Source organism: Azospirillum brasilense, assembly GCF_003349955.1.
GTDB classification, from domain to species: domain Bacteria; phylum Pseudomonadota; class Alphaproteobacteria; order Azospirillales; family Azospirillaceae; genus Azospirillum; species Azospirillum brasilense_B.
Genome location: NZ_QLKQ01000006.1, coordinates 19,784 through 35,087, shown reverse-complemented (window position 1 = coordinate 35,087; position 15,304 = coordinate 19,784). Strand labels below are relative to the sequence as shown.

General features: G+C 69.4%; 19 protein-coding genes. 13 read left to right on the top strand and 6 right to left on the bottom strand.

Features of this window, described 5'->3' with window-relative positions:
• Positions 1-17: 17 nt before the first annotated feature.
• Positions 18-794, bottom strand: coding sequence for a class I SAM-dependent methyltransferase (locus tag DXK32_RS04160; RefSeq protein WP_205215648.1), 777 nt, complete (start codon positions 792-794; stop codon positions 18-20).
• A gap of 61 nt (positions 795-855) precedes the next feature.
• Between DXK32_RS04160 and gloB the strand changes: the two genes are divergently transcribed.
• The 3 genes from gloB to DXK32_RS04145 all read left to right on the top strand — a co-directional run bounded on the left by gloB (position 856) and on the right by DXK32_RS04145 (position 2,776).
• Positions 856-1,617: a hydroxyacylglutathione hydrolase gene (gene gloB / locus DXK32_RS04155; RefSeq protein ID WP_114857381.1), complete on the top strand. Its 762-nt coding sequence runs from the start codon at positions 856-858 to the stop codon at positions 1,615-1,617.
• Between the two features lie 86 nt (positions 1,618-1,703).
• On the top strand, positions 1,704-2,309 hold the full coding sequence (locus DXK32_RS04150; protein ID WP_114857380.1) for a glutathione S-transferase N-terminal domain-containing protein: 606 nt from the start codon (positions 1,704-1,706) through the stop codon (positions 2,307-2,309).
• Positions 2,310-2,347: 38 nt separating this feature from the next.
• Entirely contained in the window at positions 2,348-2,776 is a 429-nt protein-coding gene (locus DXK32_RS04145; RefSeq protein WP_114857379.1) for a cupin domain-containing protein, read from the top strand.
• Positions 2,777-2,861: 85 nt separating this feature from the next.
• Here the strand turns inward: DXK32_RS04145 and dcd are convergent, their stop codons facing one another.
• Positions 2,862-3,446: a dCTP deaminase gene (gene dcd / locus DXK32_RS04140; protein ID WP_014197327.1), complete on the bottom strand. Its 585-nt coding sequence runs from the start codon at positions 3,444-3,446 to the stop codon at positions 2,862-2,864.
• A 159-nt stretch (positions 3,447-3,605) separates the two neighbouring features.
• Between dcd and DXK32_RS04135 the strand changes: the two genes are divergently transcribed.
• Positions 3,606-4,481: a hypothetical protein gene (locus DXK32_RS04135; RefSeq protein WP_114857378.1), complete on the top strand. Its 876-nt coding sequence runs from the start codon at positions 3,606-3,608 to the stop codon at positions 4,479-4,481.
• Between the two features lie 13 nt (positions 4,482-4,494).
• On the opposite strand, the gene DXK32_RS04130 is transcribed toward DXK32_RS04135, so the two are convergent.
• Entirely contained in the window at positions 4,495-4,899 is a 405-nt protein-coding gene (locus DXK32_RS04130; RefSeq protein WP_114857377.1) for a four-helix bundle copper-binding protein, read from the bottom strand.
• A 158-nt stretch (positions 4,900-5,057) separates the two neighbouring features.
• On the opposite strand from DXK32_RS04130, the gene DXK32_RS04125 reads away from it, so the two are divergent.
• A complete protein-coding gene (locus tag DXK32_RS04125; RefSeq protein WP_114857376.1) occupies positions 5,058-5,807 on the top strand; it encodes a sulfite exporter TauE/SafE family protein in 750 nt (249 codons plus the stop codon).
• Here the strand turns inward: DXK32_RS04125 and DXK32_RS04120 are convergent.
• Positions 5,788-6,855: an SDR family oxidoreductase gene (locus tag DXK32_RS04120; protein ID WP_114857375.1), complete on the bottom strand. Its 1,068-nt coding sequence runs from the start codon at positions 6,853-6,855 to the stop codon at positions 5,788-5,790. The genes DXK32_RS04125 and DXK32_RS04120 overlap by 20 nt on opposite strands.
• A gap of 172 nt (positions 6,856-7,027) precedes the next feature.
• Between DXK32_RS04120 and DXK32_RS04115 the strand changes: the two genes are divergently transcribed.
• From DXK32_RS04115 to DXK32_RS04105, 3 genes are read left to right on the top strand one after another with little or no spacing between them, the layout of a single operon-like run.
• Positions 7,028-7,264 (top strand): sulfurtransferase TusA family protein, encoded by a 237-nt coding sequence (locus DXK32_RS04115; RefSeq protein ID WP_114857374.1) that lies wholly within the window; start codon positions 7,028-7,030, stop codon positions 7,262-7,264.
• Positions 7,265-7,296: 32 nt separating this feature from the next.
• Positions 7,297-8,535 (top strand): DUF2478 domain-containing protein, encoded by a 1,239-nt coding sequence (locus DXK32_RS04110; protein WP_114857373.1) that lies wholly within the window; start codon positions 7,297-7,299, stop codon positions 8,533-8,535.
• A gap of 11 nt (positions 8,536-8,546) precedes the next feature.
• Positions 8,547-8,873: a DUF1244 domain-containing protein gene (locus tag DXK32_RS04105; protein WP_014197334.1), complete on the top strand. Its 327-nt coding sequence runs from the start codon at positions 8,547-8,549 to the stop codon at positions 8,871-8,873.
• A 135-nt stretch (positions 8,874-9,008) separates the two neighbouring features.
• Here DXK32_RS04105 and DXK32_RS04100 read toward each other — a convergent pair whose 3' ends face one another.
• Positions 9,009-9,377: a hypothetical protein gene (locus DXK32_RS04100; RefSeq protein ID WP_247876969.1), complete on the bottom strand. Its 369-nt coding sequence runs from the start codon at positions 9,375-9,377 to the stop codon at positions 9,009-9,011.
• A 181-nt stretch (positions 9,378-9,558) separates the two neighbouring features.
• Positions 9,559-10,812 carry a molybdopterin molybdotransferase MoeA gene (locus DXK32_RS04095; protein WP_114857371.1) on the bottom strand — a complete coding sequence of 418 codons (1,254 nt, stop codon included), beginning with the start codon at positions 10,810-10,812 and terminating at the stop codon, positions 9,559-9,561.
• 411 nt (positions 10,813-11,223) lie between these two features.
• On the opposite strand from DXK32_RS04095, the gene DXK32_RS04090 reads away from it, so the two are divergent.
• From DXK32_RS04090 to DXK32_RS04065, 5 genes are all read left to right on the top strand, one after another.
• Positions 11,224-11,898 (top strand): amino acid ABC transporter permease, encoded by a 675-nt coding sequence (locus DXK32_RS04090; protein WP_114857370.1) that lies wholly within the window; start codon positions 11,224-11,226, stop codon positions 11,896-11,898.
• Positions 11,899-11,912: 14 nt separating this feature from the next.
• On the top strand, positions 11,913-12,566 hold the full coding sequence (locus tag DXK32_RS04085) for an amino acid ABC transporter permease (protein ID WP_014197338.1): 654 nt from the start codon (positions 11,913-11,915) through the stop codon (positions 12,564-12,566).
• A 36-nt stretch (positions 12,567-12,602) separates the two neighbouring features.
• Positions 12,603-13,403, top strand: coding sequence for a transporter substrate-binding domain-containing protein (locus tag DXK32_RS04080; RefSeq protein WP_114857369.1), 801 nt, complete (start codon positions 12,603-12,605; stop codon positions 13,401-13,403).
• Between the two features lie 139 nt (positions 13,404-13,542).
• Positions 13,543-14,331 carry an amino acid ABC transporter ATP-binding protein gene (locus DXK32_RS04070; RefSeq protein ID WP_059399204.1) on the top strand — a complete coding sequence of 263 codons (789 nt, stop codon included), beginning with the start codon at positions 13,543-13,545 and terminating at the stop codon, positions 14,329-14,331.
• 26 nt (positions 14,332-14,357) lie between these two features.
• Positions 14,358-15,296, top strand: coding sequence for a 2-hydroxyacid dehydrogenase (locus tag DXK32_RS04065; RefSeq protein WP_114857368.1), 939 nt, complete (start codon positions 14,358-14,360; stop codon positions 15,294-15,296).
• Positions 15,297-15,304 lie beyond the last annotated feature (8 nt).

Sequence of the window (15,304 nt, the reverse complement as noted above, 5' to 3'; positions counted from 1 at the left end):
CGGCCCCAGGGCAAGGCCTACGGCTCCTCCGACACCCGCCACGCGCCGGACCCCGCCGGGCGGCGGGCCGGGGCCGCCCCACCGGGAAGCGGAACGATCAGCCGGCGCTTGGCCGGCTGCTGGGTCTTGCGCGACACCCCGGCGAAGATCTGCTTGGACGCCTCGATCATCGTGACACCGGCGAAGGCCTTGAACCAGCGGCAGCCGACCTCTTCCCAGGCCGGGGCGGTCTTCATCAGGAAGCGGGAGCGCAGCGGCGGCAGGAACAGGGCGTGCCCAGTGCGCTCGGGCACGAACATGGTGTCGCGCAGAACCTGCTTCAGTTGCGAGGCCGAATAGGGAAAGCCATGGCCGAAGGGCGTCCAGTCGGCCCGCGCCCACAGGCCGCGGCGGTTCGGCACCACCACCAGCACCCGGCCGCCGCCGGCCAGCACGCGCCAGATCTCCCGCATCATCGGGCGGAGCTGCTCCGTCCCCTCCAGCCCGTGGACGAGCAGCACGCGGTCCACCGACATGTCGGCCAGCGGCAGGTCCGCCTCGTCGCCCAGCGCCACCAGCCCCGGCCCGCCCGGCGGCCAGAAGGTCACGCCCTGGGTCGCCGGCATGATCGAGAACACCCGCTCCGCCTCGTCGCGGAAGGGTTGCAGGTACGGCGTCGTGTAGCCGACCCCCAGAACGATCTGCCCGCGCAGGTTCGGCCAGATCGTGCGGATGCGCCGACGGATCATCCGCCGCGCCGCCTGACCAAGCCCGGACTCGTAGAATTCACGAAGATCGACGATATCGGTGTACATGGTCATCCCAGGCTATCACGTTTCGATCAAACGTCCATTCATGCGGGAGGGGCCCAAGCCCATGGACATCCACCTGATTCCGGCCTTCGCCGACAACTACATCTACCTCCTGCGCGACCCGGCCAGCGGCGCCGTGGGCGTCGTCGATCCCGGCGACGCGCAGCCCGTTCTGGCGGAGCTGGAGCGGCGCAACTGGACGCTGACGCACATCTTCAACACCCACCATCACAACGACCACATCGGCGGCAATCACGCGCTGAAGGCGCGCTATGGCGCCGACGTGATCGGACCGCGCGCCGACGTCGCCCGCATTCCCGATATGGAGACGTGTCTGGGCGAAGGCGAGACCATTTCGTTCGGATCGTACACCGCGCACGTGTTTTTCGTCCCCGGCCACACCTCCGGCCACATCGCCTTCTGGTTTCCCGAGGCCAAGGCGCTGTTCAGCGGCGACACGCTGTTCGCGCTCGGCTGCGGGCGGCTGTTCGAGGGCACGCCGGCCCAGATGTGGGCCTCTCTGATCAAGCTGCGCGGCCTGCCGGACGACACGCGCGTCTATTGCGGCCATGAATACACCCTGTCCAACGCCCGCTTCGCCGTGACGGTGGAGCCGGGCAACGCCGCCCTGAAGGCCCGCGCGGCGGAGATCGCCGCGCTGCGCGAGCGCGGGGAGCCGACCATCCCGTCCATCCTGGGTATCGAGAAGGCCACCAACCCCTTCCTGCGCGCCGACGTTCCGGAGGTCCAGGCGGCGCTGGGCATGGCCGGGGCCGACCCGGTGACGGTCTTCGCCGAGATCCGCGGCCGCAAGGACCGCTTTTAAGAAGGACCGCTTTTAAGAAGGACCGCTTTCAAGACGGCGCGTCCGCGCGCTACGCTGACGCCCACAATACGGGAGGAGAGAGTTTGATGAAGCTGCGCTGGAGCCCGACCTCGCCCTACGTCCGCAAGGTCGCGATGGTCCTCATCGAAAGCGGGCTGGACTCGGCGGTCGAGAAGCAGGTGACCAACGCCTGGGCGCCCGACACCGACCTGCCCGCGGACAACCCGCTGGGCAAGGTGCCGGCCCTGATCCTGGACGACGGCTCGGCGCTCTACGACAGCCCGGTGATCGCCGAGTATCTGGACTCGCTGCACGACGGACCGCGCCTGTTCCCGGCCGCCGGCCCGGCACGCTGGACGGCGCTGCGCCAGCAGGCGCTGGCGGACGGCATCTGCGACGCCGCCATCCTGCGCCGCCTGGAGCTTCAGCGTCCGGACGGCGAGCGGTCCGAGACCTGGGCGGACCGCCAGCGCCGCGCCGTCGCCCGCGCGCTCGACGTGCTGGAGGCGGAGGCGCCGGCCCTCGACGGCACGCTGACCATCGGCACGCTGTCCATCCTGGTGGCGCTCGGCTACCTCGACTTCCGGTTCGGGCACGAGGATTGGCGGGTGGGCCGTCCGGAGCTGGCGGCGTGGTTCGCCTCCGCTTCCGACCTCGACAGCTTCCGCCACACCGCGCCGCCGCCGGCGTGACGGCCGCCGTGAGAGCCCCCGTGAGAAAGGCCGAGGCCATGGAGTCCCTGACGCCCGAGCGCATCATCGCGACGCTGGGCATGCAGCCCCATCCGGAAGGCGGCCACTATGTGGAAACCTTCCGGGACGTCCCGCCGGGCGGCGGGCGCGGGGTCAAGACCGGCATCCATTACCTGCTCCAGGCGGGCGAGCGCTCCCACTGGCACCGGGTGGACGCGATCGAGATGTGGCACTGGCACGCGGGAGGGCCGCTGGAGCTGTCCATCTCCACCGACGGACGGTCGGTGGAGCGGGTGACGCTGGGGATGGACCTTGCGGGCGGCCAGCGCCCGCAGGGGGTCGTTCCGGCGCACGCGTGGCAGGCGGCGCGGCCGCTGGCGGGCTGGGTGCTGGTGGGCTGCACCGTGTCCCCCGCCTTCGAATTCGCCGGTTTCGAGATGGCACCGGAGGGGTGGGAACCCGGGTAACGGAACCCGTTCAGCACCCCCGCAAACGAAAAAGGCGCCCCGGAAACGGGGCGCCTTTTACTTGTCGGCCTTCGGAAATCAGCCCTCAGGGCTGTTCCAGATTGATCCGGCTGGGCAGCGGGTCGAGCTGGTCGCGGTACTTGGCGTCGGGGCGCGCGGCGTAGGGCTTGGAGGTTGGCGACATCAGCGTCTCGAAGCTGAGGGCGCAGATGCGCATGCCCGGACGCAACGCCAGCGGCAGCCGTCCGCAGTTGAAGAATTCCAGCGTGATGCGGCCGTTCCAGCCCGGATCGATGGTGTGCGCGGTGGCGTGCACCATCAGGCCCAGACGGGCGAGGCTGCTGCGGCCGTCCAGGCGGCCGGCGATGTCGTTGGGCAGGCCGATGCGCTGCACGGTGATGCCGAGCACCAGCTCGCCCGGATGCAGGAAGAAGGGTTCGCCGACGGGAACCTCGACGCGGTCCATCAGCTTGTCGGGAACCTGGCTGGGATGGCCCTCCGGCGGGGCGAGGTCGACGAAGGCCGCCTTGCCCGGCGGGAAGACCTGGAAGGCGTTCCCGAGCTGGAGGTCGACCGACATGGCGCCGATCTGGCTCTCGGCCGGCAACGGGTCGATCTCGATGCGTCCTTCGGCGAGGTATCGGCGAATATCGACGTCTGACAGCTTCATACCTTCCGAACCTCCTGGCGAACCCGCAAACGGCGCGGCTCCGGTCGCTTTCCTGGCGCATTCTATAGCCGGATCGACGCCTCTCGACAACACAATCACCAGTCTTTTAGAAGGCACCAGTCCCTTAGATGGGGCTGCTTTGCACAAGGGGTGATGGGAATGGCGGTATCCTCGATCGACGCGGCGGCATCGGACCATGAGGCCGAGCTGCGGCACCTGTCCGTCATTCTGGGCGATGTCCCGCCGGAGGACGGACGGCCGGACGCGGTTTCGCTGTTCCGAACCCGCGTCGCCGAGCACGGCGAACGGGTCCGCGCCCTGCGGAACTCCGTGTCGCCGCTGTTCGTCGAGAACGCCGACCTGACCGCCTACAGCGTCGACGACGGCCCGCTGCCGGAACTCGTCCTGGTCGGCGACAATCCGGGGCGCCGGGAGTTCGAGCAGTCCGTCTATCTCTGCGTCCAGGGGCGTGCCGGGGCCATGGCGCACAGCTTCTTCGACGGAATCTTCGGCGCCAATTCCTTCCGCGGCAAGGTGATGGTGCTGAACAAAAGCTCCTTCCACACGCCGCGCACGGTGGGGCTGACCGAGGCGATGCGCGGCGATCCGGCGCTCGCCGAGGCCATCCGGCGCGACCAGGAGGAGAACGCCCGCCTGATCGCCGACTCGGTGGCCCTGCTCGGCGTTCCGGTCGTCACCATCGGCATGGAGAGCGGCGGGACGACCTTCCAAAGTTTCCGCAAGACGCTGGAATCCCGCTACCGCGCTCTCGGCAACCCGCCGGCGGTCTTCCAGGGCAAGCGCCTCGCCGGCCCCTTCCGCAAGGTGCCGCACTTCTCGCTGTCGAAGATCTTCTGCCGCAACGCCGACGCCGCCTGGAACGCCGGGCTGGACGGCTTTCTGGCCCGGCACGCGGCGGTTCCGGGCCTGCGGACGGAGAACGGCAACGTCTCGTCCAAGCTGCTGCTCGGGCTGGGCGATGGCCCCCTGCTCGCCGATTACCTGGACCGGGTGATCCTCGGCAACGGCGGATAAACCGCCACCACCGTCAATGGCTCAGGGACTGCAGGGCCTTGCGGCAGGCGTCCTCGCAGGTCCGGCAGGCCTCGGCGCAGATGCGGCAATGCTGATGCATGCCGGCGTGGCGCTCGCACTCCTCGGCGCACAGGCGGCAGGCGGTGGCGCAGGCGTCGAGCATGGCGCGGATCACCGCCTCGTTGGAGCCGCTGCGCCGGGTGGCGACGGCGCCGGTCGCCGTGCAGACGTCGGCGCAATCCATGTTCAGGCGGATGCATTGGACCAGTTCGGCCACCTGATCCTCGCCCAGGCAGGCGTCGGCGCAGGTGGTGCAGGTCTGCGCGCAGTCGTAGCAGGCCTCGATGCAGCGGATGAGAGCGTCGTTGGTGTTGCCGCGGACATGCGGGTGCGTGCTGATCATTTCGCGGGCGTGCATGGGCAGCCTCCGATTGGCAGGGGTGAGAGGGATGGGTGTCGTGCCCTCTCCCGCCAACAGCGTTGCGCCGCCATGGTTCGGAAATTTTCCGCCCTTTCCCTGGCCCCGTCCGCGCGCCCGGATTACAAGCGACCGGCACGGCTTGAAGGGAAACGCGGGTGTTCAACGAGACGGTCGGTCTGACGGCGCTGATCCTGGCCGTCGCCACGCTGTACGCGGCGGTCGGACAGGCCGGAGCCTCCGGCTATCTCGCCGTCATGGGCATCGTCGGGCTCGACCCGGCGACGATGAAGCCGACGGCGCTCGCCCTCAACCTGCTGGTGGCGGCCATCGGCACCGTGCGCTTCGCCCGCGCCGGGCTGTTCACGTGGCGGGCCTTCTACCCGTTCGGCGTGCTGGGAATGCCCTTCTCGTTCCTCGGCGGCACGATGCACCTGCCGCCGCATCTCTACTACCCGCTGGTCGGGGCGATCCTCCTGCTGGCGGCGCTGGAACTGGCGCGTTCCACCTGGGCGGCGCGCGGAACGCCCGAACGGGCGGACGCAACCACCCCGCCCTTCCTGCCGGCGCTCGCCGCCGGGGCCGCCGTGGGGTTCCTATCCGGGATGACCGGCACCGGCGGCGGCATCTTCCTCGCGCCGCTGATCCTGCTCATGGGCTGGGTCGAGACGCGCCGCGCCGCCGCCGTGTCGGCCGCCTACAACCTGCTGAACTCGGCGGCGGCGCTGGCCGGGACCTGGACGACCGCGACGACGCTGCCCGCGGCGCTGCCCTGGTGGTTGGCCGCCGCCGGGGTGGGCGGGGCGGTCGGCGCTTGGCTGGGCAGCCGCCATCTGCCGACCGCAGTGCTGCGCTATCTGCTGGCGGCGCTCCTCGCCCTGTCCGGCCTCAAGATGCTGACGGCCTGATCCGCGAATTCTCCCACGCCCGCCGCTCCCAGACCCGCCTTTCCCAGACATGGGCGGGCAGTCGGCTCATCAGGCCGATGGGCAGCAGGAACAGGGCGACGTTGGTCCAGCACAAGGCGCGGCGTCCGTCTCCCCGGCCCTGCTGCGGCGCCTGCGCGGCCGCGCGCTCCATCCAGCCGCCGCTCGCCTCGCGGTAGTCCGGCATGGCCTCCAGAACGCCGCCGGAGGTGTCGTGAGACGGGCGGTTGTCGAACATGTCGCGGTCCATCCGGTGGGCCAGCATGCGGTCGGCCAGCGCCGGCGCCACCGCGTGCGGCAGGGCGGCGGAGCGCCCCGCGGCGCCGACGAACAGCTCGGGCTTGGGGTTTTCAGCCAGGCGCAGGATGGCCTCGGCCACCTCCTCCGGCGGGCGCAGCGGAGTCATCGCCTTGACGGCGCGGCCGGTGTAGTTCGCGCCATGCTGCCACAGCGGCGTGTCGATGGGACCGGGCAGCAGGGTGCAGACCTGGATGCCGGGGTCCTCCACCAGCTCCTGCCGCAGCGTCTCGGAGAAGCCGCGCACCGCGAACTTGCTGGCGGCGTAGGCGGCGGCGTAGCGCTGCCCGACGAGCGAGGCCAGCGAAGCGACGTTGATGACCGTGCCCTCCCCCCGCTCCAGGAAATGCGGCAGCACGGCGCGGCAGCCGTTGGCGGTGCCGAAGAAGTTGGTGCGCATCACCTCCTCGAACACGTCCTGCGGAGTCTCCTCGAAGCGCCCGAAGGCGATGACGCCCGCGTTGTTCACCCAGACGTCGATCCCGCCGAACACCTCGATGGCGCGCTCGGCCAGCCGGTTCATCTGCTCCTGGTCGCGCACGTCGGTGGGCACGACCATCGCCCGCCCCCCGGCCTCGATGCAGTCCTCCGCCACCTCGTGCAGGGCGGCGTGGCGCCGCGCCGCCAGCACCACCGCGGCGCCGTGGCGCGCGAACTCCACCGCGGTCGCCCGGCCGATCCCGCTGGACGCCCCGGTGATGACCACCACCTTGTCGAAATGCCGACCGGCCATAAGCGTTGCTCCCGCATTGTTCGTTCGAATCCGTTTCCCTGGCTAACATCCCAGCCCGGCAAAGGTGCCCCGGCTCTCCGGACCGCCCAACTGTCGGGAACTGTGGAGACGGAGGCGGGAACCCGGTACAGTCGCGGCGTCCGGTGCCCATGCAGAAGAAGAGGTTACGTCCGTGGCGGCCAAGGAACTCGACGTGAAGGGCCTGCATTGCCCGCTGCCCATCCTGCGGACGCGCGCCCTGCTGGACAAGATGGCCGAGGGGGAGGAGGTGATCGTCTACGCCACCGACCCGGCGTCGATCATCGACTTCAAGCATTTCTGCAACACGACCGACCATGTGCTGCTGGCGCACGAGACGCGCGGGGAGGTGTTCGTGTACCACATCCGCCGCGGCGCCTCCGCCGCCTGACCTTCATCCCCATCCCTGAAGGAGTCCGCCCCATGCCGACCCTGCGCCCCGCGGTCCCGCCCCCGCTGCGTCCTGGTGCGGTGGTCCATGGCCCCGGTTCCATCGCCGTCGACGCGATGATCGACCGCTTCGTGATGGAGCTGCGGCGGCGCGGCTTCCGCGTCGGCGGCGTGATCCAGCGCAACACCGGCGCGCCCGGCGATTGCGCCGACCTGATGGAGCTGGTGGACGTCGCCACCGGCCAAGCCTACGACATCTCCCAGCATCTCGGCCGCGAATCGCAGTCCTGCCGCGTCGATCCCCAGGGGGTGGCGGAGGCCAGCCAGGCTCTGCGCCGCGCCATCGCCGAGCGCGCCGACCTGCTGGTGGTCAACAAGTTCGCCGGGCTGGAGGCGCATGGCGAGGGGCTGGCGGACGAGCTGCTGGCTGGCATCGCCGAGGGCATTCCGGTGCTGACCAGCGTCGGCAGCCGCTTCCTCAACGAATGGCAAAGCTTCACCGGCGGCTTCACCTCGCTGATCTCGCCGCACGAAGACGCGCTGTGGCGCTGGTGGGGCGCACACCGGCTCTACGACGACCTGCTGCACGGGGTGGAGGACGCCGAGGTCCGCGCCATCACCATCGGCGCCAAATGGATCATGGTCGAGACGGACGGCGCCGGGGGACCCGGCATCGGGCTGGCCGCCCGCCCGCAGTCGGCGCCGCCGCCCGATCCGGCGCGCTGGGCCGGCGTCGGCCTCGCCGGGCTGGCCGCCCACGCCGCGCGCTCCTGGGACCCGCAGGAGGCCGCGGTCGGCATGGCCGCGCTGAACGCCCATTACAACCGCCCCGACCTGACCGGCTCCTCGGCCAACGGGCTGGACCTGTTCACCGGCATGGAGGGGCGCGTCGTCGTCTTCGGCGCCTTCCCGCAGATTGCCAAGCGCCTGCCCAACGCCCATGTGGTCGAGCTGAACCCCAGCGACGGGGAGTATCCGGAGACCGCCGGGGAATGGCTGCTGCCGGGGGCGGAGGGCGCGGCGATCACCGCCTCCACCCTGACCAACCGCAGCCTGCCCCGCCTGCTGTCGGTGGCGGAGGGAACCCGCGTCGCCCTCGTCGGTCCGGGGACGCCGCTGACCCCGCGGCTGTTCCGCTACGGCATCGCCGCGCTGGCCGGCTTCGTGGTGGAGGACCGCGACGCCGTGGCCGAGGCGATCCTGGCCGGGGGCTCGTCCCAGAGCTTCCACCGCCATGGCCGCTTCGTCACGCTGCACAACGAACAGAATTGAGAGGGATTGGAATGGACGAGAAGACCCGCACCGAGTTGGAGGCCGCCGCGTTCCGCGGTCTGGTCGCGCATCTCCAGAAGCGCACCGACGTGCAGAACATCGACCTGATGAATCTGGCCGGCTTCTGCCGCAACTGCCTGTCCAAATGGTACGCGGCGGCCGCCAAGGAGCGGAACGTGCCGCTGACCGACGAGGAGGCCCGCATCGCCGTCTACGGCATGCCTTATTCGGAATGGAAGGCGAAGCACCAGAAGGAAGCCACCCCCGAGCAGCAGAAGACCTTCGAGGACACCAAGCCCCTGCACGCCGAGATCAGCGGCCACATGCCGAAGAAGTAAGCGCCGCCGGCGCAACGCGGTGTCACACCGCGCGCCGTTCTTCCCCGGGAGCGGAGGCCCCTTCCGGTGGGCTGCGCCCCGGGGAATCGCGTTCCGACGCCGGTTGCAGGGCCGGCATGAGTTCGGCAAGCGACGCTAACGGTTGCGGTTGTCCCGCACCGTGTATCCCTCGCCGAACGTTTTCTTCTCGATGCTCTGGACCTTCCGGCCCGCGTCGTCGCGCACGGTGAATCCGTCGCCGAACGTGTCCTTCTCGATGGTCTGGACCTTCCGGCCCGCGTCGTCGCGCACCGTGTAGCCGTTGCCGAACGTGTCCTTCTCGATGCTCTGGACCTTCCGGCCCGCGTCGTCGCGCACCGTGTAGCCGTTGCCGAACGTGTTCTTCTCAATGGTCTGGACCTTCCGGCCCGCGTCGTCGCGCACGATGTACCCGTCGCCGAACAGGTTCTTCTCAATGGTCTCGGCCGCCGCCGGAACGACGGCCCAAACCAACAGGCTGCCCATAACCGAAACCACAACAGATCGCATTCCGGCATCTCCCGTTTCACGGCTGTTTCTCCAGCCACTCGATGAACAGGAATGGGAAACGTTTTAATCCGAAAGTTCCGGCGCAGGGCATCGGGTTTTTGACGAAAGCGGCCGCCATCGCGCGACGCGGGGTTGCGCGACGTGATGGCCTAAAAACTCAGGCGAACAGCCCGGTGAAGGGCAGGAACTCGACCATGTCCCCGTCGCGGATCGTGGTGGCGTCCGCCGGCATGTCGACCAGCCCGTCGGCCTCGACCATCGAGGTCAGGACGCCGGAGCTGTCGCTGGGAAACTTGTGGGCGACGGGGCGGCCATCCGGTCCGGTCGCCAGACGGGCACGCAGGAACTCGCGGCGCCCCGGCTTCTTCTTGAACGCGAAACCGGCGACGACGAGGCAGCGCGGGGCCGGCGCGCTCTGCGCCCCCGACAGGCGCAGCACCAGCGGGCGGCCCACCAGCATGAAGGTCACCATGGCCGAGACCGGATTGCCCGGCAGGCCGAGGAACGGCGTGGTGCCGATGCGCCCAAGCGCCAGCGGCTTGCCCGGCTTCAGCGCGAGCTTCCACAGATCGACCGACCCCAGCTCGCCGACCACCCTCTTCACATGGTCCTCCTCCCCCACCGACGCGCCGCCGGAGGTGACGACGAGGTCGGCGGTCGCCGCGGCGTCGGCCAGGGCGGCGCGGGTCACGTCCGGCTTGTCCGGCAGAATGCCGAGGTCGCGCACCTCCGCCCCCAGCGCGTCGAGCTGGGCGGCCAGCGTGTAGCGGTTGGCGTCGTAGATCGCGCCTTCCGGCTTCTCCGTCCCCGGCTCGCGCAGTTCGTCGCCGGTGGAGAACAGGACGACGCGCAGGCGCTTGCGCACCGACAGGCTCGACCGCCCGACCGCGGCGGCCAGACCGACCTCCTGGGCGCGCAGCCGCAGGCCGGGAGTCAGCACGACCGACCCGGCCGTCATGTCCTCCCCGGCGTCGCGGATGTTGGCGCCGCGCTTCAGGCCGGCCGGCACCAGCACCGCGCCATCCTCGGCTCGGCAATCCTCCTGCATGGCGACGGTGTCCACCCCCGCCGGGATCGGCGCGCCGGTGAAGATGCGCACCGCCTCGCCCGGTCCGACCGTTCCGGAGAAGACGGATCCGGCGGGCACGCGCCCGACCACGGCCAGCCGCAGGGCATCGCCTTCCGCAGCCGCAGCGTCCGCCTTGCCGTATCCCCAGCCGTCCATCGCCGAGACGGCGACCGGCGGCACGTTGACCGTCGCCGTCACCGGCTCCGCCAGGATGCGCCCGAGCGCGGCGCGCAGCGGCACCTCCTCCGGCTCCGTCACCGCGCCGTAGGCACGCTGCACGCGGGCCAGCGCCTCGTCCAGCGGAAGGGGGGCGGAGGGGGCGGGAGCGGCGAAGCAGTCCATGCGACAATCCTTCTCCATTGGGCCGCCCTCAGGGCGGGCGGCATCGCGTCGTATCACTCCGGATAGTCCGGTGGGCGGCCGCGTTCGACCTTGATCATCGTCAAGACGCGGCGCGGCGCAAGCGTCCGTTCGTCTACGCTCCATTGCGGTTTAACATCACCACAGGGATTTCGCGGCATGATTGTTGGCTGCGCGCATTAATTTTCGCAGCGCTGCGTTTTCCGTCTTGCGCGTTTGGATCGATCCAAATAGGCTCCCCCCAACATCCGGCGCCGGAGGCATCGCCACGGCGACCGGACGATGAGAGGCCGACAACGAGAATCCCGCGCAAGGGACCGTTCACCGAACGCGCAAAGCCGTACGGATGCGGCCGGTTCGGATGAGGCCGGCCCGGATGCGGAGGGAAAGCCCGTGAACTACACCTTCGATTTCAAGGCGGTCATCGACTCCTGGGACTATCTGCTCCAGGGCGCTTGGCTGACCGTGCAATTGTCGATCGGCGCCATGATTCTCGGCCTGATCGTCGCGATTCTCTGCGCGCTCGGCAAGACGTCCGGGCCGAAGCCGGTCCGCTGGGTGATCAACGCCTACATCGAGGTGGTGCGCAACACGCCCTTCCTGGTGCAGATCTTCCTGATCTTCTTCGGCCTGCCGACCCTGGGCATCCGCCTGTCGCCCGACCTCGCCGCGCTGATCGCCATGGTGGTCAATGTCGGCGCCTACGCGACGGAGATCATCCGGGCCGGCATCGAATCGATCCAAAAGGGCCAGATCGAAGCCGGGCTGGCGCTGGGACTGAAGCCGTTGCAGGTCTTCCGCTACATCGTCATCAAGCCGGCGCTGCGCACCGTCTACCCCGCGCTGACCAGCCAGTTCATCCTGCTGATGCTCAGCTCCAGCGTGGTCTCGGCGATCTCGGCGGACGAGCTGACCTCGGTCGCCAACAACATCCAGTCGCAGACCTTCCGCAGCTTCGAGATCTACATCGTGGTCACCGGCATTTATCTGATGCTGGCGATGATGTTCTCCGCGCTGTTCGCCGGCATCTACAAGCTGGCCTTCGCCTACGACACCGACCGGCGCTGAGGGAGGGCCGAACCATGATCCGCGCCTTCAGTTACAACGAATTCCTCTTCCTTCTCAGCGCCGTGCAATGGACGTTGGCGCTGTCGGCCATCGCCTTCATCGGCGGGGCCACGGTCGGGCTGGTCATCGCGCTGGCCCGCACCTCGGACATCAAGGCGGTGCGGCTGGCCGCCACCGGCTACATCCAGCTGTTCCAGGGCACGCCGCTGCTGATGCAGCTCTTCCTGGTGTTCTTCGGCGCCACGGTGATGGGGCTCGACCTCAACCCCTGGGCCGCCGCCGCTCTGGGCCTGACGCTGAACGCCAGCGCCTTCCTCGGCGAGATCTGGCGCGGCTGCATCCAGGCGGTGCCGCGCGGCCAGTGGGAGGCCGCCTCGGCGCTCGGCCTGCGCTATCCGGGGCTGATGCGCTACGTGATCCTGCCGCAGGCGGTGAAGGTCGCGGTGCCGCCGACCGTGGGCTTCCTGGTGCAGCTCATCAAGAGCACGTCGCTGGCCGCCATCATCGGCTTCACCGAGCTGACCCGCGCCGGGCAGATCGTCAACAACGCCACCTTCCAGCCCTTCCTGGTGTTCGGGATCGTGGCGGTGCTCTACTTCCTGATGTGCTGGCCGCTGTCGCTGCTCAGCGCCCGCCTGGAGCGGCGCTACGCCCTCGCCACCCGCTAAGACATCCTTTCCATAAGAACCGTGAGGAAACCACCCATGAGCTTGTCGATCACCCGCCGCCTCGCCGTCGCCGGCGCCATGATGGCCGCCGCCGTCGCCCTGGCCGCCCCCACCGCTGCCCAGACCGTCGACGAGATCAAGTCGAAGGGCAAGCTGACCATCGGCATGCTGGTGGACTTCCCGCCCTTCGGCATCACCACCGCCGACGGCAAGCCGGACGGCTACGACGCCGACGTCGCCAAGCTGCTGGGCAAGCACATGGGCGTCCCGGTGGAGATCGTTCCGGTCACCGGCCCGAACCGCATCCCCTACCTGCTGACCAACAAGGTCGACCTGCTGGTCGCCTCGCTGGGCATCACTCCGGCCCGCGCCGAGCAGGTGCAGTTCTCCGAGCCCTACGCCGCCATCGAGATCGGTCTGGTCGCCCCGGCCAACACCAAGATCAAGGAGGCCGCGGAGCTGTCGGGCAAGCGCGTCGGCGTCGCCCGCGCCAGCACCCAGGACAACGCCCTGACCGCCGTCGCCCCCAAGGACGCGCGCATCATGCGCTTCGACGACGACGCCAGCGCCGTGCAGGCCATGCTGTCCGGTCAGGTGGACGCGCTGGGCCTCAGCAACGTCGTCACCAAGGAGATCAAGAAGCTGGCCCCGCAGGCCAACTACGAGATGAAGTTCGTGCTGAACCGTCAGGTCCAGGGCATCGCCATGCGCAAGGGCCAGGACGCCCTGCTGAAGTGGGTCAACGAGTTCATCGAGACCGCGAAGTCGAACGGCGAACTGAACGAGGTCCACAAGAAGTGGCTGGGCACCGACCTGCCCCCGCTGACCAAGTCGTAACGTCGTAACTCCCTCTCCCCTCCGGGGAGAGGGCTGGGGTGAGGGGGTTGCGCTTTTGCCGGACGCTCCGACACGCGCATCCCCCTCACCCTCCCCTCTCCCCGGAGGGGAGAGGGTTTGGATAAAGGAGGAGTCCCCCATGGCCTCGGCTTACGATACCACGGACGTCCCCGCGCCGCGGCCGGTCAGCGGCGAGGTCGTCATCCGGATGGCCGGCGTCCAGAAATGGTACGACAGCTTCCACGTGCTGAAGGACATCGAGCTGGAGGTCCACAAGGGCGAGCGGATCGTCATCTGCGGCCCCTCGGGCTCCGGCAAGTCCACGCTGATTCGCTGCATCAACCAGCTCGAGAAGCACCAGAAGGGCACCATCACCGTCAACGGCGTCACGATCGACGCCCACCACCGCCACCTCGATCAGGTGCGGCGCGACGTCGGGATGGTGTTCCAGCAGTTCAACCTGTTCCCCCACCTGACCGTGGTCGAGAACTGCATGCTGGCGCCCATGCGGGTGCGCGGCACCTCCAAGCAGGAGGCGCGCGACATCGCCATGAAATATCTGGCCCGCGTGCGCATCCCGGAGCAGGCGGACAAGTACCCCGGCCAGCTCTCCGGCGGCCAGCAGCAGCGCGTCGCCATCGCCCGGTCGCTGTGCATGAACCCCAAGGTCATGCTGTTCGACGAGCCGACCTCGGCGCTCGACCCCGAGATGGTCAAGGAGGTCCTCGACACCATGATCGGGCTGGCCGAGGACGGCATGACCATGCTCTGCGTGACGCACGAGATGGGCTTCGCCAAGTCGGTCGCGGACCGCGTCATCTTCATGGACCGCGGCGAGATCGTCGAGCAGGCCACCCCCGCCGAGTTCTTCACGAATCCGAGGTCCGAGCGGACCCGCAACTTCCTCGGCCAGATCCTCACCCACTGAGTCTTCCCCATTAAGGACAGCGTTTGATGAAGCCGGAGATCCTCCTCGTCGAATCCATGATGCCGGACATCGAGGCGGCGCTGGACGCGGGCTACACCGTCCACCGCCTCGCCGGGGCGCCCGACCGCGACCGGCTGGTGGCGGAGGTGGGGCCGCGCGTCCGCGCCGTCGTCACCGGCGGCGGCACGGGCGTCAGCAACGCCATCATGGACGCCTGCACCAACCTGGGGATCGTCGCGATCAACGGTGTCGGCACCGACGCGGTGGACCTGAAGCACGCGGCCGGCCGCGGCGTCCGCGTCACCAACACGCCCGACGTGCTGACCGACGACGTGGCCGATCTCGCCATCGGGCTGATGATCGCCGGGTCGCGCCGCATGATGGTCGGCGACCGCTTCGTGCGCGCCGGGCGCTGGCCGGGCGGCGGGCTGCCGCTGGCCCGCAAGGTCACCGGCAAGCGGCTGGGCATCCTGGGGCTGGGCCGCATCGGCATGGCCATCGCCCAGCGCGCCGCCGGCTTCGGCATGGACATCGCCTACACCAACCGCAAGCCGCGCAGCGACGTGTCCTACCGCTTCGTCGCCTCTCCGGTCGATCTGGCGCGGGAGAGCGACATCCTGATCGTCGCCGCCTCGGCCGGGCCGGACGCCCGCAACATGGTCAACCGCGCGGTGATCGAGGCGCTGGGGCCGGACGGGCTGCTGGTCAATGTGGCCCGCGGCGCCGTGGTGGACGAGCCGGAGCTGGTCGCCGCCCTGGCCGACGGGCGTCTCGGCGGGGCCGCGCTGGACGTCTTCGCCAACGAGCCGCACGCGCCGGAGGCCCTGTTCGGCCTGGACAATGTGGTCCTCCAGCCCCATCAGGCGAGCGCCACGGTGGAGACGCGCATGGCCATGGGCAATCTGGTGCTGGCGAACCTGTCGGCCTTCTTCGCCGGCCAGCCGCTGCCGACCGCCGTCGTCTGAATGGCGGC